Origin of the sequence: Microbacterium sp. OVT16B (assembly GCF_019969705.1) — a bacterium.
Taxonomy (GTDB): domain Bacteria; phylum Actinomycetota; class Actinomycetes; order Actinomycetales; family Microbacteriaceae; genus Microbacterium; species Microbacterium natoriense.
Genome location: NZ_JAHXZA010000001.1, coordinates 3,384,267 through 3,405,463 on the forward strand (window position 1 = coordinate 3,384,267; position 21,197 = coordinate 3,405,463).

The window sequence follows — 21,197 nt, forward strand, 5'->3', positions numbered from 1 at the left end:
GCTGAGCATTCATCTGGGGAGATGTGCGGTCGTCATGACCGCGTCTGAAGGGCAGCGGCCCGATCGCGAACGGGGCGCGTCGGGGTCGAGGGGGTTTACGTGCGCGTTCTCATCGCATGGGCGAACGATTCCAGCGTCAATCTGGGAGTCCGCGCGCTCGCGCGCGGGTCCGAGGATCTGGTCAGATCGGTCTGGCCCGACGCGGAGTTCACCTATCTCAACTACGGGCGGCGGCAGCCCGAGGTTCCGTGGAGTCCGCGCGCCCTGGTGCGCGAGCGGGTCACGGGGCGCCTCGGCATGCAGCGCTGGCTCCGCGGCTTCGACCTCGTGTGGGACACCCGCTCGGGCGACAGCTTCGCCGACATCTACGGCCTCACCCGGCACACGACGATGTCGCTGCTGCACGAGTTCGCTGCCCAGGCAGGCGTCCCGTCGGTCATGGCGCCGCAGACCATCGGCCCGTTCCACACCCGCCGCGGCCGCGCTCTCGCCCGCCGCAACCTGCGCCGCAGCCGCCTGGTCTTCGCCCGCGACATCGTCAGCGCGAACGCCTCCGCCCAGCTGGGGCGCCCGGTCGCCGCGGTCACGAGCGATCTCGTGTTCGGCATCGACCAGCCGACGCCGTCGGCGACGAAGCGCGACGTGCTGCTGAACGTGTCCGGCCTGCTGTGGAACGACAACCCGCACGTCGACGCCCCGCACTATCGCGACGCCATCCGCCGCATCATCGACGAGCTGCTGGCGGCAGGCCGATCGGTCACGATCTTCCCGCACGTGCTCGACTCGCAGAGCCACGACAACGACGTGCCGGTGAGCCGCGAGCTCGCCGCCGAGTACGACGGACGGGTCGACCTCGTCGTGCCCGCCGACCTCGAGGACGCACGGTCGATCATCGCGGCGAGCGAGCTCGTCATCGGCGCCCGCATGCACGCCTGCCTCAACGCGCTCTCCACCGGCACGCCGGCGGTCGCGATGGCCTACTCGCGCAAGTTCGCACCGCTGATGGATGCCGTCGGCTGGACCCGCGTCGTCTCGATCACCGAGAACGGGGACTGGGCGGGCGAGGTGCTCGCACACGCCGCGGCCCCCGATCTGCGCAGCGGCGCAGAAGAGGCCCGCGACAGGGGTCGTGCCCTGCTCGAGCCCCTGGTGGCCGGCCTAAAGCAGTCGCTGTGACCGCGCTGCAGGAGCGCATCGCCGATGTGCTGACCCGCGACGCGTGCTCGGGGTGCGGCCTGTGCCCGCGACTCGATCCCGGCGTCAGCATGCGCCTCGACGACCGCGGCTACCTGCGCCCGACATACGAGGCGGAGTCGGCGCCGATCGACGGAGCGGCCGAGGTGTTCGATCGCTCATGCCCGGGCATGCGCATCACCGCTCCCGCTGCTCCGGAGGGAGCCGAGCACGATGCCCTGCTCGGTCCGAACGTCGGCCTCTGGCAGGCCTGGGCGACCGACGACGACATCCGACGCGCCGGCAGCAGCGGCGGCGCGCTCACGGCGCTGCACGCCTGGCTGCTCGACACCGGCCGGGCCGCCCGCATCACCGGAGCCGCCGCCGAGCGCACCTCCCCGCGGCGCACGGTTCCCGTGACGATCACGACGCGCGAGCAGGCCCTCGCCGCCGCGGGCTCGCGCTACGCGCCCGTCGGCGCCCTGGAGAACCCCGACGTGTTCCGCACTGACAGCGCGGTGGCGGCGAAGCCCTGCGAGGTGGCGGCGCTGCGCGCCGCGGCGCCTCAGCTCGTCGACGGAGAGGCTCCGCTGCTGCTGTCGTTCTTCTGCGCCGGCACGCCGAGCCAGAAGGCCACCGAGTCGCTGCTCACCGAGCTCGGCGTCTCCCCCGACCAGCCCGTCGATGCGCTGCGCTATCGCGGCAACGGCTGGCCCGGCCGCTTCACCGCTCGCAGCGGCGATCTCGAGGTCTCCGCCGACTACGACGAGTCCTGGGGCAGGGTTCTCGGGCCCACCACGCAGTGGCGCTGCAAGATCTGCCCCGACGGCGTCGGACAGGCCGCCGACATCGTGTGCGCCGACTCCTGGGAGACCGACGAACGGGGATACCCGACCTTCGCCGAGGGAGACGGCATCAGCGCCCTCGTCGCCCGCACGCCGCGCGGACGGGACGTGATCCTCGCCGCCGTCGACGCCGGAGTCATCGCCGTGCGTCCGCTCCCCGGCGCGCACCTGCGCGACGCCCAGCCTCTGCAGACAGCACGTCGACAGTTCCTCTTCGCACGCCTGCTCGGCTCGCGCCTCGCCGGTCGACGCCCTCCGCGCTACCGCGGCTTCGACCTGATCCGCCTGACCGCTGCGCGGCCCCGCGAGGCGATCCGGGTGCTGCGCGGGACGTTCCGCCGGGTGCGCGCGGCCCAGAGGCGCTGATGGCCTCGTCCCTCGCGCACTCCGCAGCCCGCGGCGCCTACTTCACCCTCGCCGCGCAGGCCGCGAGGATCATCCTGCAGCTGCTGTCCGTCGTGGTGCTGGCGAGGATCCTCTCTCCGCACGACTACGGTCTGCTGGCGATCGTCCTGGTCGTCGTCGGCCTCGGCGAAATCTTCCGCGACTTCGGCCTCACGTCGGCATCCATCCAGGCGCCCGAGCTGTCCACCGGCCAGCGCGACAACCTGTTCTGGATCAACGCGGCGATCGGCGTGGTGCTCACCGCGATCATGTTCTCGCTGTCGTGGGCGATCGGCGCCGTGACCGGCGAGCCCGAGCTCGTGGGCATCTCGCAGTGGCTGTCGCTGACGTTCCTGCTGAACGGACTCGCCACGCAGCACAGGGCCAACCTGATGCGCGATCTCAAGCTGCGTCCCCTCGCCGTCATCGACGTCGCGTCCTCGGCCATCGCCCTCGCGGTCGCGATCGTCGCAGCGGTCGCCGGCATGGGCTACTGGTCCCTGGTGATCCAGCAGCTCGTCACCGGCATCATCCTGCTCGTCGGCGTCGTCGCGGCCGGCCGCTGGCTGCCGCGTCCGTACTCGCGATCGCATCCGGTCAAGCAGCTGGTGAACTTCGGATGGACTCTGGTCGCGACCAACCTGATCGGCTACGCCGCGCGTCAGATCGACACGGTCATGATCAGCTTCCGGTTCGGCACGGCCCCTCTGGGTCTCTACAACCGTGCCTTCCAGCTGATCATGACGCCTCTGACGCAGGTGCGCTCCCCGCTGCAGTCGGTGGCCCTCCCCGTGCTGTCGCGCGTGCAGCAGGACCAGCCGCGCTTCGAGACCTATGTGACGGCCGCGCAGCTCGCGCTGGGCTTCCTGTTCGGCATCCCGGTGGCGATCGTCGCCGGCCTCGCCGAGCCGGCCGTCGACATCATGCTCGGCAGCCGGTGGGCGGAGGCCGCCCCGATGCTGCGCATGTTCGCGATCGCCGGCATCCTGACCACCGTGTCGTTCGTGGGGTACTGGGTGTACCTCGCGCGCGGCCTTGGCGCCGACCTGCTCCGGTACACGATCGTCACCGCCCTCATCAAGGTGGTGTGCATCGTGATCGGCTCGTTCTTCGGCGTCCTCGGCGTCGCCATCGCCTTCGCCGTGCACCCCGCGATCGCGTGGCCCATCTCGCTCGCCTGGCTCTCCCGGATCACGCCGATGCCGCGAAGGCAGCTGTACCAGGGCGCCGGGCGCATCATCGCCGTCTCGCTGGCCGCCGGACTCGCCGCCTGGGGCGCCGCGCAGGCCCTCACGGCGACGAACGCCTGGGTGCAGCTCGGAGTGGGTCTCGTGGCCGGTCTCGCGATCTCCGCGGCCGCCCTCGCGATCCCTGTCTACCGCCGCGACGCGAAGACGCTGTCCTCGTTCGTGCGGCTCATGCTGAAGAGGGACGGCAGCGCCGCTTGATCGTCGGCCGCATCGGCATCCCTCCCCTGCTGAGCCCACGCGACGGCGAGGCCGGCGAGGAACCACAGGTACGCGCCTGCCTGCGTGATGAGCGCGACGGCGAAGATCGCGGGCAGCTGGGAGGCCACGGCGATCGACGGCGGCGACGCCTTGCCGGGGCGGAGGATGTACGCCGCGGCGAACACGAGCGCGGCGATCAGGAGCAGTGACGGGATCCACCCGAACCGCAGTGCGAACACGAGGAACGCGTTGTCGACCGACTTCGCGTAGGCACCGAGATACTCGCCTCCGACGGTGAGTCCGCTCCAGTCGCCCGCGCTCCCGAACAGCTGCACCTGCGACACGAGCGAGAACAGTCCGGAACGGTAGTCGGCGCTGCCGCCCGCCTCATCGCCCGCCTCGAGGAAGATCTCCCCGACGAAGGGGATGATGATGATCGCGGCGACCACTCCGAGAGCCGCCACCGACCAGCGCATCGCGCGATCGAGCCCGGGGAGCAGCAGCACCGAGAGCACGACGGTGAAGGCGAGGGTCAGCATGCCGATGCGGCTGATGGTCGTGACCGTCGCCGCAGTGACGATGCCGAGCGCGACCAGCCGGACGGCGACCGGCCATCGGGCGGCGACGATGAAGGCGGACGACATCGCGAAGGCCGCGCCCATCGCGATCGAATGACCCCAGGCGCCCTCGACCCGCAGCCGATCGGCACGGACCTGCAAGCCGCCCCAGCTGGCGTAGAGGTCAGCCCCCATCGCGGGAAGCGACACGAAGATGTTCGTGCCGGTGGCGAACTCAATGAGACCGAGCACGGCCGCCACCGTCACGACGGTGGCGAGCACCGCAGTGACGAACGAGCGCTTCACGCGCGACAGCACCAGTCGACCCCAGATGTACGGCAGCACCCACTCGAGCAGAGCGATCACGGTGGCCGAGAGTCCGGTCATCTTGAGGGCGAACTGCGTCGCCGCCATCAGCGTGAACACCCCCATGATGAGGTCTATCCCGTTGAGGCGGATGTCGGAGATGTTCGTCAGCACCGCGACAAGGGTGAGCAGGGTGATCGCCGACCAGAAGAAGCCGACGTTGACGCCGATCCACACGGGCACGAAGAAGAGGACGAGGGCCCAGACCACGAAGGTGAGACGTGGGCTGGCCCGGAACAGCAGGATGCCGATCACGCCCACGCCAGCGGCGATCGCCGCGAGCAGGAGAGTGCTCCCGTTCACGACGATCGCCGCATCAGCTGTTCGGACATCAGCACGAGCCTATGGCACGTGCCCTGGGATTCACCCGTTGTCCGTGACCCGGAAACCGTCGACCCTCAGGACTGCCGGACCGGTGGCGGAGCTCACGCGGTTCGCGTGCACCCCGACCGCTCCGGCGGCGTCGATCCCGGTGGTGTCGACGAACGAGGTCTGCCAGGCGGCTGGTTCGGTGGTGCCCTGCTTCCAGAGCTTGGCCGAGATCGTCGTCGAGGCCCCGCCGGACACGTCGACCTTCAGGGTGAAGGCGTCGCCCGCACCGCGCGTGATCCCCGGCACCTGGTACGTCGAGAGCACCGCGGACCCCTGCTGGATCACGATCCACACGGTGCCGTTGGCGTTCAGCCACGCGCGCACGAGGTAGTTGTCCGTGGCGCTCGATCGTGCGATCAGGCCGGCGTACGCCTGCCCCGTGGCCGGTGCGGCATCGGCGCTGAAGTCCATCGACATCGTGACGTTCTTCGCCGACACCGTGTTGAGCAGCATGTTGCGCGTGCTGCCGGCGCCGAGCGTGAGCACGCCCGATCCGTCGACGGATGCTGCGGACGCCGCACCCCCGGAGAGCGTCCACGCGCCACCCAGGTCGGCGGTGCCCCAGCCCGCAGTCGCCGTCCTGCCGAAGTCGTCGCTCGCGACGACCGCTCCGGGCTGCGGACCGACGGGCGGGTCGGTGGCGACCACCTGATGGGTGACGGTGCCGGTGGCGCCGTCGTCATCCGTGACCGTCAGCGTCACAGTGTACGTGCCCGCCGCGGCGTAGGTGTGCGTCGCGGTCGCGCCGGTGCCTGCGGCCGTGCCGTCTCCCCAGTTCCAGGAGTACCCGGCGACGGTGCCGTCGCTGTCCGTCGACGTGGATCCGTCGACCGCGACACCGAGGTTCGTCACCGTGCTCGTGAACGCCGCCGTCGGAGCCACGTTCGGCAGCGGGCCGACCGGGGCCTTGAGGTCGGTGACCCGCAGCGCGTCGAACGAGAACGCCGCGGTCGAGGTGGCGCTGCCGGCGCGGTTCGCGTGGACGCTCGTCCATCCGCTGCCCTGCAGTCCCGCCGTGGCGTCGGTCGTGGAGAGCTGCCAGTCGGCGGGCTCCGCGGTGCCGTCCCTCCAGGTCTTCACCTGGATGGTCGTCGGCGATGCGCCCGAGACCTTGACCGAGAGGCGGAACACGTCTCCCGCCGCCCACGTGGTCGTCAGCGCCTTGGACACCAGGACGGTGCTGTCGCGCTGGATCACCAGCCACAGCTTTCCGTCGTTGCGCATCCACACACGGGTGAGGTACTCCGAGGTCGCCGACTTGCGGGCGCTCACCCCCACATAGGAGCTGCCGGTGGCAGGGCCCTGATCGGCGGAGTACGTCAGCGTCGTGAGCGTGTCGGCGAGCGACGTGCCCTGCAGGGCCACGTTGCGCGTCTGCCCCGCCGCCAGCGTCAGCTTTCCTGCGCCGCCGGACACGGATGCCGCCGACGCGGCCCCGTTCATCACGGTGTAGGCGCCGCCGAGCTCGGCAGATCCCCATCCGGACGATGCCGTGCGCTCGAAGTCGTCACGGATCGCGAAGGACTGGTCCGCCACCGTGACGGTGCGCGTGGTCGTGGCGGTCGCACCCACGCTGTCGGTCAGCGTGAGGGTGATCGTGAAGTCGCCGGCCGCCGCGTAGACGTGCGAGGCGGTGGCTCCGCTGCCCGCGGGGCTGCCGTCTCCCCAGTTCCACGAGTACGCGAGCGTCGCGGCATCCGATGCCGTGGACGCCGACCCGTCGACCGAGACGGTCAGCGCGTTGGCGGCGGCCGTGAAGCTCGCCACCGGCGCCGCATGGGTCACTATGACGTTCGCGGTCTTCGTCGCCTGCCCGCCGCGGTCGTCGGTCACGGTCAGCGTCACCGCGTACGTGCCCGGCGCCGCATAGGCGTGCGAGGCGGTGACGCCCGAGCCGGCCGCGGAGCCGTCGCCCCAGTTCCAGGAGTACGACGCGATCGTGCCGTCGGGGTCAGCCGACGTCGCGCCGTTCACCGAGGCCGTGAGGCCCGATGCCGTCGAGGTGAAGTCCGCCGTCGGCAGCACGTTGGGCCCGGTGACGGCGACCTGGTGCGTGACGGTACCCGTGAGGCCACGGCTGTCCGTGACGCTCAGCACGACGTTGTAGGTGCCGGAGGCCCCGTAGACGTGAGTCGGGGTCGCGCCGGTTCCGTTGTGGCCGTCGCCGAAGTCCCACGCGTAGCCCGTGATCGTCTGTCCTGCGTCGACCGTGCTGGCCGTCGCGTCGAACGCCACAGACAGGTTCGTCGGCGTGGAGGTGAACGCGGCGGTCGGTGCGTGGATGCCGGCGCCCACCGCGTAGTGGGCGGCGACCTGCGCGGCGCTCAGCGCCGTCGGGTAGACCGCGAACTCGTCGACCGTGCCGTTGAACTCCCAGCGTCCGGGGGCATCGGGCCAGCCGCCCATGTTGTCCCCGCCCACGCGCCAGTAGCCGTCGTAGCCCTGCGCATCGGTGACCGAGGCGTCCTGCGCGATGAGGGCACCGTCGACGTACAGCTTCATGCCGTCATCGCCGAGCGACGTCACCGCGTGGTGCCACTGACCGTCGTTGTACGAGGCGCTCGACGACACCGTGCGCACCCCGCCCGGGTAGACGCCGAACGTCAGTCGTCCGTTGTTCTGCATGTACAGATGCCGGTCGTAGTTCCCGGAGAAGCCGGTCTGCTGGTTGCCGAAGCCGACGATCTTGCCGCCGTCGGTGGTGGTGGTCTTGAACCACACCTCGGTGGAGAAGACGTTCGGCCCGCTGACCGAGGACCCGGACGAGACGAGGCCTGATGTCGTGCCGTCGAGCTTCGACGCCGACGTCCCGGTGGTGCCCTCGACGGCTCCCGGCGACGTGACGCTCACCCCGCTGCTGAACAACGGGTCGGCTCCCCCGGCCCAGTCCGTGGTGGTGCTTCCCAGCGGATAGTAGAGCTGTGCGCCGTCATCGAGCACGGCGTTGGCGTAGTCGGAGGCCGATCCGCTCGTCGCCGTGGCCGTGACCGGTTGACTGGTGGCGGCGTTGCCGTTCGCGTCGACCGCTCTCACGGTATAGGTGTACGTGGATCCCGGGGCGACCGTCTTGTCACTCAACGAGAGCTGCGTCTTGTTCCACCACCCCGACGACACGACCTTCTGGTCGAGCACGCCGGCTGTACCCGTGCGCAGGAGCTGGTAGGTCAGGTCGCGGTCGTCACGATCCCAGTTGACCGGGATGGACACGCGGATGCGGCCAGGAGATGCGGTCGCCGCCGTCGGGGCGCCCCAGCTCGCGCCGGTGAGACGCGGTCCCTGCTTCGCGCCGCCCGAGGGCGTCGTCGAGAACCGCACGATGCCCTGGTAGCGCTGGCCGTTGACGCTCGTGAACTCGCCGGCGACGGAGATGTAGTCCCCCACGCCGGTGATGGAGAGACCGGCCTGACCGAGTCCGGACGCCGTGCCTACCGTGAAGTCGGGGTACCAGGCGTATCCGGACGGGGAGGGCGTGCCGCTCCAGTCCTTGTAGATGGAGCCGACGGAGACCGAGCGGCTCAGGGTCCCCTCGGCCGTCGTGGTGAAGGCCTCCATGTAGCGGTACTGACGCACCGGCTGCTCGGGCCACAGGTTCACGGTCTCGCACTGGTGCATGTGACTCGTCGCGTAGACGACCTTGCCGGTGGAGTAGACGCCGTAGTGGTCGCCGTGGCAGTCGGCCACCCAGCGGATCGCACCGCTGCCGGCATCCGCGGCGAAGACGCCCTCGAGGTTGCCGGTGTTGACGTCGGAGAAGACCCAGCCGGTGCCGTAGACGCCCGTGGCATCGGTGGACAGGGCGAAGATGCCCGCCTTTCCGGATGCCGCGCCGTTGATGACCGTGCTGTTCGCCTGCCATCCGGTGTTCACGACACCGGAGACGGGGTCGATGGCCGAGAGCCCGCGCTGCGAGGCGAGACCGTTGACCATGGAGAAGCGGCCGCCCGCGATGATCTGCGAGCCGTCGGGGTCGGTGACGAGCGCGTCGACCTGCAGGTCAGACGTCGGAGCCCAGCTCCGCAGAGCGCCGTTCGAGGTCGCGAAGGCGGCGAAGTTCTTGCGGGCGGTCCCGTTGGCCTGAGTGAAGTTGCCTGCCACGTAGACGGAGTCGCCGAGCAGGGTGATGCCGAACACGCCGACCCCGCCGACGGAGGGGGTGAAGCCGGAGATCAGCTGACCGGTCTGGGCGTCGAGGGCGGCGAAGTTGAAGCGCGCGGCGCCGTTCACCTGGGTGAAGGAGCCGCCGATGTAGATGCGCGACCCGTCCGTCGAGTGCGCGATCGACTTGATCACGCCGTTGACCGACGGCGCGAAGGGCAGGAGATTGCCGGTCGTGATGTCGTAGGCGAGGATGTTGCTGCGCGGAGTCAGGTTCGTGCCGGGAGCGGCGAGCGCGGCCCGTGCGTTCGAGAAGCTGCCCGCCGCGTACACGGTGTTGCCGACCGTGGTCTGCGCCCACACGTAGCCGGAGTCGATCTGCACCGTCGGCAACGCGTCGGCCGTCGCCACGTCGGCGGTTCGCTGGAGGAACGGCGCCTTGGCGGTGGGGACGGCTGCGGATGCCGTGACGGGAGCGATCAGCGCTGCGCTGAAGGCGAGGACGATGCCGACGAATGCGGCGAACACCGCGCGCCAGCGCGCGGTCCTGCGACGTGCGACCAGAGTGCTCATCAGGCGACCTTTCCGAATATGACTGCCACGGGCTCCCCGACGGCATGGCTGACGGAGGCTGTGGCCGGAAGGCCAGACGCAGTGAATTCGAACAGCGCCGAATTCCCTGTTCGGCGCGTGCACCGATGACGGTTCACGTGATCCCCAGTTTCCCCAGTATTACGGCCACTCCCCTAAGCGGTCGCATTGGTATATTACCCCGTCGCCCTCATCCCCGTCGAGGGGTGTTTCTGCAGATTTCCACCGATTTCACGCAAGAAAGCGGCCGCCCCTCGCAGAGAAATGTCTCGGCGAGAGGCGGCCGCCTGTCGACTCTTCGTTTGCGGCCGGATCAGCCGTTGTCGAGAACCCGGAAGTTGTCGACGGAGATGACGGTCGGAGCGGTGGCGGAGCTGACACGGTTGCCGTGCACTCCGACGGCGCCAGCCGCGTCGATACCGGTGGTGTCGACGAACGAGGTCTGCCAGTTCGCCGGCTCCTCGGTGCCCTGACGCCACAGCTTCGCCGAGATCGTCGTGGATGCTCCGCCGGATACGTCGACCTTGAGGGTGAACGCGTCTCCGGCGCCGCGAGTGATTCCCGGGACCACATAAGTGGACAGCACAGCGGATCCTTGCTGGATCACGATCGACACGGTCCCGTTCGCGTTCAGCCAGGCGCGCACGAGATAGTTGTCCGTGGCGCTCGATCGTGCGATCAGGCCGACATATGCGGACCCGGTGGACGGAGCCGCATCGGCGCTGAAATCAGCCGACATCGTGACATTCTTCGCGGACACCGAATTCAGCAGCATATTGCGCGTTCCGCCCGCCGCGAGGGTGAGCTTTCCGACGCCGTCTGCGACGGATGCGGCCGATGCCGCACCGCCCGTGAGAGTCCACGCACCGCCGACGTCCGACGGGCCCCAGCCCGAGGTCGCCGTGCGGGCGAACACATCGCGCGCGATCGCCGGGTCCACGACGGGCGGGTCGGTGGCGACGACCTGGTGGGTGACGGTGCCGGTGGCGCCGTCGTCATCCGTGACCGTCAGCGTCACGTCGTACGTGCCCGCCGCGGCATAGGTGTGCGTCGAGGTCGCGCCGGCGCCTGCGGCCGTGCCGTCTCCCCAGTTCCAGGAGTACCCGGCGACCGTGCCGTCGCTGTCCGTCGACGTCGATCCGTCGACCGCGACACCGAGGTTCGTCACCGTGCTCGTGAACGCCGCCGTCGGAGCCACATTCGGCAGCGGGGCCTTGAGGTCGGTGACCCGCAGCGCGTCGAACGAGAAGACCGCGGTCGACGTCGCCGTGGATCCACGGGATGCGTGCACGCTCGTCCAGCCGGTCCCCTGCAGGTCGGCGGTCGAGTCGGTCACGGTGAGCTGCCAGTCGGCGGGCTCGATCGCTCCGTCCTTCCAGGTCTTCACCTGGATGGTCGTCGGCGACGCACCGCTGACGTTCACCGCGAGACGGAACACGTCTCCTGCGGCCCACGTCGTGGTGAGCGCCTGCGTGGCGATCACGGTGCTGCCGCGCTGGACGGTGAGCCAGAGCTTGCCGTCGGTCCGCATCCAGACGCGGGCCAGGTACTCGTTCGTCGCGGACTTGCGTGCGCTCACGCCGACGTAGGATCCGCCGGTGGACGGCGCCTGGTCGATCGAGTACGACAGAGACGTCAGCGTGTCGGCGAGCGACGTGCCCTGCAGGGCCACGTTGCGCGTCTGACCGGTGGCGAGAGTCAGCAGTCCTCGACCGCCCGCGACGGATGCCGCGGCCGCCGCCCCGTTCATCACGGTGTACGCGCCGCCGGCCTCGGCAGATCCCCAGCCGGATGCCGCGGTGCGCTCGAAGTCGTCGCGGATCGCGAACGGCTTGTCGGCGACGGTCGCCGTGCGGGTGGTCGTCGCGGTCGCGCCGAGGCTGTCGGTCACCGTCAGGGTGATCGTGTAGTTGCCGGCCGCTGCGTAGTGGTGCGACGCGGTCGCTCCACTGCCCGCGGCCGAGCCGTCGCCCCAGTTCCAGGAGTAGCTGAGCGTCGCGGCATCCGACGCTGTCGAGGCCGAGGCGTTGACGTTCACGTCGAGCACATTCGGGCTCGCCTCGAACGACGCGACCGGAGCGGCATGCGTCACGACGACGTCGCCCGTCGTGGTCGCCTGACCGCCGCGGTCATCCGTCACCGTGAGCGTCACGGTGTAGGTTCCCGCCGCCCCGTAGGCATGCGTGGCCGTGGCTCCGGCACCAGCGGGCGTTCCGTCGCCCCAGTTCCAGGAGTACCCGGCGATCGTGCCGTCGGAGTCGGCGGACGGCAGGCCGTTCACCGATGCGGTGAGTCCGGAGACCGTGGAGGTGAAGTCCGCCGTCGGCAGGACGTTTGGCGCGAGGGCCGTGACCTGCTGGGTGGACACCCCGATGATCCCGCGGCTGTCCGTGGCGGTGAGCGTGACGGTGTACGTGCCGGAGGCGGCGTACACGTGCGTGGGCGTAGCGCCGGTCGCGGTCTGTCCGTCGCCGAAGTTCCAGGAGTAGCCCGTGATGGTCTGTCCGGTGTCGGCGGTTGCGGTGCCGGTGAAGGCGACCGAGAGGTCGGTCGCGGCCGTGGTGAACGAGGCCGTCGGGGCCTTGAAGCCCATACCCGTCGCGTAGTGCTGCGCGACCTGCGCGGCCGTCAGCGCGTTCGGGTAGACCGCGAACTCGTCGATGCTGCCGGCGAAGGAGTTCGACGTCGGTGCGCTCGGCCATCCGCTCAGGTTGTCGTAGCCGACGCGCCAGTAGCCGACGTAGTTGTCCTGCGCGGCGACCACGGAAGTGTCCTGCGCCACGGCCTTGCCGTCGACGTAGAGAACCATGCCCGCCGGGCCCAGTGTCGAGACGACGTGGTGCCACTTGTTGTCGTTGTACGACGTCGTGGTGGTCACGGTCTTGGTCGACCCCGGGTACACGCCGTAGATCAGGCGGCCGTTGTTCAGCATGTAGACGTTGCGGTCGTTGGTGCCGGAGCTGCCCGTCTGCGAGGTGCCGTAGCCGAAGATCTTGCCACCACGGGTGGTGTTCGTCTTGAACCAGGCCTCGGCGGCGTAGTTGTCGTCGCCCTTCGACGAGGTCGCCGACGAGACGCGGCCCGACGTGGAGCCGCTGAAGCTGGAGGCGCTGGCGCCGGTCGTGCCCTGCACGGCTCCGGGTGACGTGTTGTTCACGCCGCTGCCCACGACGGGGTTCGCGCCGCCGGCCCAGTTGCCGCCGAGGCTGCCGAGCGGGTAGTACAGCTCGGCGCGGTCGTTGAGGACGAGGTTGGCGTAGTCGGAGCCCGTGCCGCCGGCGGCGGTCACCGAGACCGGCTGGCTGAGCGCGGAGTTGCCGTCGGCATCCACCGCCTTGACCGTGTAGGTGTAGTTGGTTCCGGGTGCGGCCGTGGTGTCGTTGAGGACGACCGCGCCGACCTGCCACCACACCGACTGCGTGGTCACCTGATCGACCGGAGTGGCCGAGTCGGAACGGAGCAGCTGGTAGGTGAGGTCGCGGTTGTCGCGATCCCAGTTCGTTGTGGTCGACACGCGCACGCGTCCGGACTGCGTCGACGTCGCCGTCGGCGTGGTCCAGTCGGTGCCGGACAGTCGCGGCCCCTGCTTGGCGCCGCCCGCGGGCTTGGAGGAGAAGCGCACGATGCCCTGGAACATCTTGTTGTTCACGCTCGTGAACTCTCCCGCGACGGCGACGTAGTCGCCGGCGCCCGTGATCGACAGGCCCGCCTGGCCCAGACCCGACGTATTGCCGACCGTGTAGTCGGGGGTCACCGCGTACGCGGAAGGGGAGGCCGTGCCGTTCCAGTCGGCGTAGGTCGTGCCCGCCGTGAGGCTCCGCGTGAGCGTGCCCTCGGCGGTGGCGGTGAAGGCGAGCATGTAGCGCCAGGTGCGCGTGCTCTGCTCGGGCCAGAGGTTGGCCGTCTCGCAGGCGTGCGTGTGGCTCGTGGTGTAGACGACCTTGCCGGTCGAGTACACGCCGTAGTTGTCGCCGTGGCAGTCGGCCACCCAGCGGATCGCCCCGGTGCCCGCCTCGGCAGCGAACGCGCCCTCGAGGTTTCCCGACGCGGCGTTCGCGTAGACCCAGCCGGTGCCGTAGACGCCGGACTGGTCGACGGACAGGCCGAAGATGCCGGTCTTGCCCGCGTAGCTCGAGCTCAGCGGTGCGCCGTTCTTCACGGTGTTCGGTGCGGCCCATCCGGTGTCGATGCCGCCGGTGGTCGGATCGAGAGCCACGAGCCCGCGCTGGGTCGCGTTGTTGATGAGGTAGAAGCGTCCGCCGGCGATCACGTGCTGCCCGCCGGGCTCCATGACGAGCGCGTCGACCTGCTGGTCGGAGGTCGGCGCCCAGTCGCGCAGCGCCCCGTTCGAGGTCGCGAAGGCCGCGAAGTTCTTGCGCGCCACCGTGTTCGCCTGCGTGAAGTTGCCCGCCACGTACACGGAGTCCGCGCTCACCGCGATGCCGTACACGCCGGCGCCGCCGACAGCGGGCGCGAAGCCCGGGATCAGCTGCCCGGTCTGGGCGTCGAGGGCCGCGAAGTTGTACCGCGCGGTGCCGTTGACCTGCGTGAACGAGCCGCCGATGTAGATGCGCGATCCGTCGGGAGACGCCGCGACGGCCTTGATCACGCCGTTCACTGCAGGAGCGAAGCCCTGCAGCTCACCCGTCGTGATGTCGTAGGCAAGGATGTTGCTGCGCGGGGTCAGGCTCGTGCCCGGAGCCGCGAGCGCGGCCCGCGCGTTCGTGAAGCTGCCGCCCGCGTAGACGATGTTGCCGATCGTGGCCTGCGCCCACACGTACCCCGAGTCGATCTGGACCGTCGGCAGCGGGTCGGAGGTGATCACGTCGTTCGTGCGCTCGAGCAGAGGCGCCTTCGCCGCCGGCACCGCCGCGGACGCGGCGTTCGGGACGGCGACGACAGCGGCCGCTGCGAGAGCGATGCCGACGCCGAGCGCCAGGGCCGCCCGCAGACGCGAGCGCGAGGTTCCAGCCTGAACAGCCATCAGGAGACCTTTCCGGTGAAGATCGCCACGGGCTCACCGGCGGCGTAGTTGACGGAGACGGCGACGTCGCGACCGGACGCGGAGCCGAGCATGAAGACATAGCGACCGGTGGCGGACTTCCCCGGTGCGAGTGAGCCGGTCAGCGGCGCGGGATCGCCCGCGGTCGTGCCGATGCCGGGCTCGCCGTCCTGCGCGTTGACGGTGACGACGGCGGAGTCGAGGCTCTGCGCGGCATCCGTGCCGTTCTTCGCGGTGACGGTGACGACGACGGCGGTTCCGGAGACCTCGCCGGGCGTCTCCGCCTTGACGGTCACGGACTCGACCTTGTCGATCACGACGGAGATGCCGGTGTCGAAGGCGACGGTCTCGCCGACGGCTGCCTCCTGCGTCGGAAGCGGAGCCGCGGTCTGCGGGCCGTCCCCGGCGTCGGGACTCTCGGTCGCGCCGGGCGGCAGGATCTGCGTCGCGCTTGGCGACGGCGACGGCGAAGCGCCGTCCGTCTCAGCGGGCGCGCATGCGGCAAGGGTGAGCATCGCCGCGATGACGACGGCTCCCCCGACAGTTTTTGACAGCGTCGAATACCCCGTTCGACGCGTGCACCAATGAAGGCTCACGTTTTTTCCCCAGTTTTCCCCAGTGGCGGCTCCCCTAAGCCGCTCCCATGCGCGACTCCCTAAGTCGCACAACCCGAATCCTACTGGACGGGTGCCCTCCGTGTCGAGAGAAAAGGCAAAGTCGGATCCGTGGCCATCGCCCTGACCAGCTCTGCGACCGTCTTCTGCACCTGCTGGAGCGTCGCGGCATGAGCACGACGACCGGCGCCGTGCCCGTCTGCGATGTCGAAGGGGTGAGCAGCGCGCCGCCACGGACGCGCCCGCTTCACCGGAACCTGCTGGAGCCCGCGCTGCGCATCGAGGTGCGCGGCGAAGTCGCGCACGAGGTCGTCACCGACCGCGCCCGGTCTCGGTGCGAACCCCGGAGCGAGCCACAGGGCCTCGCGCATCGTGAAGACCCGGCGCCGCGCACCCGGAACCAGCGACACGACCGCCGCGCGGGAGCTCGTCGTCGCCGTCAGGATCAGATCCGCGTCCTCGATCTCCTCGGCGCCGAGCTGGAGCGACTGATGCCGTCGAGACCGCGCGAGCCAGGTCTCGTCCTCGCGCATCTCCGCCACGAGCCGACAGGCGGAGTGGGCCTGCAGAGCCTGCGCTCCTCGACTGGAGACCCGCACCCCCGCGAGCGAGGCGCGCTGCGAGAACTCCTCGGCGAGGAGGAACTCCGCTGCGACCGAACGGCACACGTTCGCGTCGCAGACCGTGAGGATGCCGCTCATCGTCCCGTCGCCTTCCCCCGGCTCACCCGGAAGCCGTCGCGGACCCCGCGCGCATAGGCGCGCCACGGGGCAGTGGATAGAAGCTGGCGTCGACCACCCTGAAGGAGGATCCCGTACCCGACGCGCAGCGAGGAGCGCCGCCACCGGCGGATGCCGTCCTGATCGAGATGCTTGCGGGCGTACATCATCCGGTTGCGGATGTTGAAGTAGTAGTACGTCGGCGACTTCGCACGATCGGTGGTCTCGCCCTCGTGGGTGCCGCCCTCGTCGTGGACGACGACCGCGTCGGCCAGCACGAGCGCCCCGCCGGCATCGAGCACACGATGCGAGAGGTCGATGTCCTCCCAGTACAGGAAGTACTCCTCGTCGAATCCGTCGAGGTCCCGCCACACGTCGGCGGACAGCGCGAAGCACGCGCCGGTGGCCCACTCGCGTCGAGGGCGGCCCTCGTGCCTCGCCCTGGCCGCGCGCCCGGCGGTCGTGCCGTCATCGAGGTAGAGGTCGGCTCCCGCGAACCAGCTGGCGCCCGTTCCCGTGACGATGCGGGGAGACACGAGATCTCGGGTGCCGTGCGCGGCGTCGACGATCCGACGCAGGTCGTCGATCGCGATGCTCGCATCGGGGTTGAGAGGCACGATCACCTCGGCGCCGAGCTCGAGCGCCCGCGCCGCCCCGGCATTGGTCCCGCCGCCGTAGCCGAGGTTCTCGTCGAGCAGCACGCACTCGGCGCCCAGCGCGTCGGCCACGGTGCGGACGGCCTCGCGCTCGGCCGCGGAGCTGAAGCTGTCGACGATGACCAGTCGCCCCTCCGGGGGCAGCGCGAGACGGCCGAAGTTCTCGGCGATCAGCGCACTGGAACCGTAGTTGACCGTGACGACCGCGAACGCGGGTGCGGCAGCCATGCCGCTCAGCCGTCCTCGCGGTCGAGCGCGCTGATCTCACGGAACCACTTCACGGCGGCGAGCGCGAGGAACAGCGCGTTGATCAGGGCGAGCACGGCGTAGACGGCGAGGAAGCCGGTCGTCCATCCCCACAGGGCGAACACCAGGCAGAGCAGCCCGAAGTCGGTGGGCAGCAGGATCATCGACCGCAGGAAGGTGCCGCCGCCGCGGGAGTGCGTCGACTGCACTCCCTTCTTCTGCTTCAGCAGGTCGTTGAGGAGCATCCCGAAGAACGTCACGACGTCGACCACCGAGAAGGCGAGCGGGATGAGCAGCCACGGCGTGCCGGCGAGCGGGGTGTGCAGCTGCAGAGCGAGAAGCACGACGAGGTGCAGCGAGGCGATCTTCAGCGCGTCGACGAAGTGGTCGAGCCACTCGCCCGCGAGGCTGCCGCCGCCGCGGAGCCGTGCGATCTGACCGTCGGCCGAGTCCCACGCGTAGCCGAGGGCGAGCAACAGGGCGACGAGGATGCCGGTCCACCACGCCGCCGGGAGGAGGAGCAGGAGCGCGAGACCGGTGAACGTGTGCACGGCGCTGATGGCCGTGGCCTGGTTCGGCGTGATGCCCACGCGGAACGCGAAAGCGGCCAGCATCCGCCCGACCCTGCGGTTCACGTACACCGAGTAGCCGGGCGCCCCGCGGGCATGGCCCTTCTGCGCAGCGGCCAGCTGCCGGTATGCGGCAGCGAAGGATGCGGACATGTCGACTCCCCTATGTCACGACCCGCGGGCACCCCACATGCCCGGGTCATTCCCGACCAGTGTAGAGCCCGACTGCTGGCACACTGGAACCATGGGGAACAAATCAGGGGGTTCTGCGCGCCCGATCAGGGTGATGCAGTCATTCGGGGCGCCGCGCCCCACATCCAATCCGTATGTGCACATGCTGGATGAGGCGCTGGCGTCGACGCCGGGCGTCGAGCACCGGCGCTTCGACCGCCGTCAGGCGCTGTTCGGCCGACTCGACGCCATCCAGTTCCACTGGCCGGAGACGCTGTTCGGCTCCGGGACGGGTGCGAAGGGCCTCGCCCGTCGGGCGTACGCGATCGCGCTGCGGGCCCGCATCTCGATGGGCCGGGTCGCCGTCATCCGCACCGTGCACAACGTCGAGCTCCCTGGCGACGTCTCCCCCTGGCAGCGCCGCTACCTCGAATGGGTGGAGCGTCGCACCGATCACCGCATCGTGCTCAACGAGCTGACGGAGCTGCCGGAGGGCGCGGAGTCGACGCTGATCCCGCACGGCCACTACCGCGACTGGTTCGCCGATGTCGAGAAGACGGATGCCGCTCCCGGAACCCTCGGATTCGTCGGCCTCGTGCGACGGTACAAGGGCGTCGAGGACCTGATCCGCGTCTTCTCGGAGACGGCGGAGATCGCCCCCGAGCTGCGGCTGCGCATCGCCGGCAACCCGACCAGCGCCGGCCTCGCCGACGAGGTGCGGGCGAGCGCGAAGGCCGACGGCCGCATCGAGCTCGACCTCCGCTACCTGTCGGAGCCCGACTTCGCCCGCGCCGTCATGAGCAGTTCCGGCATCGTGCTGCCCTACCGCTTCATGCATAACTCCGGCACCGTGCTCGCGGCGCTGTCCCTGAACCGCCCCGTGCTGGTGCCCCGCACCGCCGTTAACGAAGCCCTGTCGGCGGAGGTCGGCCCCGGCTGGATCACGATGTTCGACGAGGAGCTCGCAGCATCCGACCTCCTGGCGTTCGCCGAGGCGATCCGCACCCTTCCCGCCGGTGAGCCCGACCTCTCGGCCCGTGACTGGGACCGGGCGGGCGTCGCCCATCGCGAGGCCTTCACGCGCGCGGTGGCGCACCGTCGCGGAGCGACACGATGACCGAGTCCGTGCTGATCGCCGTCCCGACGTACCGACGCGCTGCTCTGCTGCCCCCTCTGGTCGCGGCGATCCGCACGCAGACCGATGGGCTGCGCACGCGCATCCTGCTCGTCGACAACGACCCGGAGCGATCCGCCGAGGTCGTCGCCGGAGAGCTGGGCGTCGAGTACCTCTCGGAGACGACCCCCGGCATCGCCGCCGTCCGGCAGGCGGCCCTCGACGCGGCATCCGACGACGAGCTCACGGTCATGATCGACGACGACGTGTTCCCCGAGGACGGGTGGCTGCACGGCCTGGTCGACGTCTGGCGCGACACACGTGCGGCCGTCGTGATGGGCTACGTCCGCTACGTGTGGCCCGAGGGCACCGAACCGTGGATCGCCGCGGGCGGCTTCATGCGCCGCACGCGCTTCCCGAACGGCAAGCGGCTCGACTCCCTCGCCACGGGGAACGTGCTCGTCGACACCGCCCAGGTGCGGACCCTCGGCGTGCGCTTCGACGTCTCGCTCGGTCTCATCGGCGGCGAGGACAACGTGTTCGGCCGCGCCGTCGTCGCGCGGGGCGGATCGATCGTGGCCTCCGCCGACTCCGTGGCCCGCGACGACATCGCGCCCGAGCGCACGACGCGCGAGTTCGTGCACCGCCGCGCGATCTCGCACGGGCAGGCCCGCGTGCGGCTGCTGATCCGGGAGGCGCCGGCGTGGAAGCGCCCGCTCCTGCACGTCGCGCACCTGGTCGGCGGAGCGGTGCGCTGGGTCGCCTTCACCGGCGGACGCGCGGTCTCGGCTCTGCGACGCGACACGGCGGCGAACGCCGTCTACCAGCGGCGCGCCTGGTTCGCGCAGGGACGGATGCTCGCCGCCGTCGGCATCGTGCGCGGCGAGTACGCCCGCCCGAAGAGCTAGAGCTCCCCCGGCCGCATCGCCTCGGCGTCGATCGCCCTGATGACCCTGAGCGCCGCGGTGTCGACGGAAGGCTCCTCCGCGGCATCCGCCTTCCGCCGCCGACGCGGCGCGTAGACGACGAGGGAGTGGAACAGGAACCGGGCGAAGAACGCGACGATCAGCGAGAGCGCCGTGGCGAGCACGCTGGAGATGTGCCAGCTCTCGACCATCAGGGACATCACGGGGATGCGCACGGCCGCCTCGACGTTGTTGAACGCGAACGATGCGGCGAAGCGAAGCCCCAGCCCGCGGGCGTCGGTGCGCATGTCGGCGAAGACGAAGCGCTCCTGCAGCAGGAAGTTGCCGATGATCGTGACCTCGGCGCCGATGATCGCGGCGATCACGTAGGGGACGCCCGCGTCGGTGAGCAGCCACATGATGCCGAGGTTGGCGACGGCGCCGATGACGCCGATCATCGCGAACAGCGACATCTTCCCGAAGCGGAGCCTGGCCAGGTGGGCGATGAACGTGGCCCCCTGGCGGAGACTCGCCTTGGACGTGCCGTGGCGCCGCTCGGCGAACTCCATCGGCACCTCGGCGATGCGCAGGTCGGTGCGCGCGAGGATCTCGAGGAGGATCTTGAACCCCTGCGGTCGGAGCGCGTCGAGGTCGAGCCTGCTGCGGTCGACCAGGAAGAAGCCGGTCATCGGGTCGGTGCTGCGCGCGAGGCGGATCGGGAACATCGCCCTGGTCAGCCAGGTCGCGGCGCGCGACACCCCGAATCTCACGGCCGTGCCGAGCCCGCTGGTGTCGCCTCCGCCGATGTAGCGCGACGCCGCGACGACGTCGGCGCCACCCTCGTCGTGGCGGTCGAGGAGCGAGGGCAGCAGCTCAGGCGGATGCTGCAGGTCGCCGTCCATGACGATGCAGAGGTCGGATGCCGCGGCCTTGAGCCCGACGACCACGGCGCCGCCGAGTCCGCCGGTGTTGTCTTCGCGGTGGATCACGCGGACGGGCAGGGGCGCGTCGGCCGCGACCCGCTCGACCTCGAGAGCGGTGTCGTCGGTGCTGTCGTCGACGAAGAGGATCTCGGCGTCACGCCCCGCGAGCGCGGCGGCGGTGCGTGCGACGAGCTCCGCGACGTTGTCGCGCTCGTTGTACGTCGGCACGATGACCGTGACCTCTGCCACCACCTGATCCCCCTCTTCGGATGCCGACTCCATCGTTTCACGGGTTGCTATGAGTTGAGAACGTCCCCGCTCACTTCATAAACAACCTTTCCATATTCGGCCCCGCGTGAGAAGGGTCAGAACCGGGCACTCCCCGCTTCGGGCGAACTCCTGCTAGGCTGACCGGATGCGGCTGTGGGAGTCGCTGAGCGGATGGGG

13 protein-coding genes are annotated in these 21,197 nt (G+C 70.1%); 5 read left to right on the forward strand and 8 right to left on the reverse strand.

The annotated features are described in order from the left end of the window. The first annotated feature begins 99 nt into the window (after nt 1–99). From LC438_RS16065 to LC438_RS16075, 3 genes are read left to right on the forward strand one after another with little or no spacing between them, the layout of a single operon-like run. Nucleotides 100–1,176, forward strand: coding sequence for a polysaccharide pyruvyl transferase family protein (locus LC438_RS16065; protein ID WP_223587169.1), 1,077 nt, complete (start codon nt 100–102; stop codon nt 1,174–1,176). Further along, entirely contained in the window at nt 1,173–2,384 is a 1,212-nt protein-coding gene (locus LC438_RS16070) for a Coenzyme F420 hydrogenase/dehydrogenase, beta subunit C-terminal domain (protein ID WP_223587170.1), read from the forward strand. The genes LC438_RS16065 and LC438_RS16070 overlap by 4 nt, the downstream gene beginning before the upstream one ends. Continuing rightward, nucleotides 2,384–3,850, forward strand: a complete 1,467-nt coding sequence (locus tag LC438_RS16075; protein WP_105673938.1) for a lipopolysaccharide biosynthesis protein — start codon at nt 2,384–2,386, stop codon at nt 3,848–3,850. The genes LC438_RS16070 and LC438_RS16075 overlap by 1 nt, the downstream gene beginning before the upstream one ends. Here the strand turns inward: LC438_RS16075 and LC438_RS16080 are convergent. From LC438_RS16080 to LC438_RS16120, 7 genes are all read right to left on the reverse strand, one after another. Further along, nucleotides 3,778–5,076 carry a hypothetical protein gene (locus LC438_RS16080; protein WP_105673936.1) on the reverse strand — a complete coding sequence of 433 codons (1,299 nt, stop codon included), beginning with the start codon at nt 5,074–5,076 and terminating at the stop codon, nt 3,778–3,780. The genes LC438_RS16075 and LC438_RS16080 overlap by 73 nt on opposite strands. 60 nt (nt 5,077–5,136) lie before the next feature. Then, nucleotides 5,137–9,813, reverse strand: a complete 4,677-nt coding sequence (locus tag LC438_RS16085) for a PKD domain-containing protein (RefSeq protein WP_223587171.1) — start codon at nt 9,811–9,813, stop codon at nt 5,137–5,139. A 331-nt stretch (nt 9,814–10,144) separates the two neighbouring features. Beyond that, nucleotides 10,145–14,815, reverse strand: a complete 4,671-nt coding sequence (locus tag LC438_RS18800) for a PKD domain-containing protein (RefSeq protein ID WP_308116184.1) — start codon at nt 14,813–14,815, stop codon at nt 10,145–10,147. Continuing rightward, nucleotides 14,815–15,348, reverse strand: coding sequence for a DUF4352 domain-containing protein (locus LC438_RS16105; protein ID WP_223587172.1), 534 nt, complete (start codon nt 15,346–15,348; stop codon nt 14,815–14,817). The genes LC438_RS18800 and LC438_RS16105 overlap by 1 nt, the downstream gene beginning before the upstream one ends. Nucleotides 15,349–15,509: 161 nt before the next feature. Next, the gene (locus LC438_RS16110; protein WP_105673928.1) at nt 15,510–16,148 is read right to left on the reverse strand and encodes a hypothetical protein; all 639 of its coding nucleotides are present in this window, start codon (nt 16,146–16,148) and stop codon (nt 15,510–15,512) included. Continuing rightward, a complete protein-coding gene (locus tag LC438_RS16115) occupies nt 16,145–17,050 on the reverse strand; it encodes a glycosyltransferase family 2 protein (protein WP_223587173.1) in 906 nt (301 codons plus the stop codon). Before LC438_RS16115 ends, LC438_RS16110 begins: the two co-directional genes overlap by 4 nt. Nucleotides 17,051–17,055: 5 nt before the next feature. Continuing rightward, entirely contained in the window at nt 17,056–17,790 is a 735-nt protein-coding gene (locus tag LC438_RS16120; RefSeq protein ID WP_105673924.1) for a CDP-alcohol phosphatidyltransferase family protein, read from the reverse strand. 181 nt (nt 17,791–17,971) lie between these two features. Here LC438_RS16120 and LC438_RS16125 point away from each other — a divergent pair, with 181 nt between their 5' ends. Both LC438_RS16125 and LC438_RS16130 read left to right on the forward strand, forming a co-directional pair. Next, nucleotides 17,972–18,925 (forward strand): glycosyltransferase, encoded by a 954-nt coding sequence (locus LC438_RS16125; protein ID WP_223587484.1) that lies wholly within the window; start codon nt 17,972–17,974, stop codon nt 18,923–18,925. Then, the gene (locus LC438_RS16130) at nt 18,922–19,830 is read left to right on the forward strand and encodes a glycosyltransferase family 2 protein (RefSeq protein ID WP_223587174.1); all 909 of its coding nucleotides are present in this window, start codon (nt 18,922–18,924) and stop codon (nt 19,828–19,830) included. The genes LC438_RS16125 and LC438_RS16130 overlap by 4 nt, the downstream gene beginning before the upstream one ends. Here the strand turns inward: LC438_RS16130 and LC438_RS16135 are convergent. Further along, the gene (locus LC438_RS16135) at nt 19,827–21,032 is read right to left on the reverse strand and encodes a glycosyltransferase (protein ID WP_223587175.1); all 1,206 of its coding nucleotides are present in this window, start codon (nt 21,030–21,032) and stop codon (nt 19,827–19,829) included. The two genes, LC438_RS16130 and LC438_RS16135, sit on opposite strands and share 4 nt — an antisense overlap. Nucleotides 21,033–21,197: the final 165 nt, after the last annotated feature.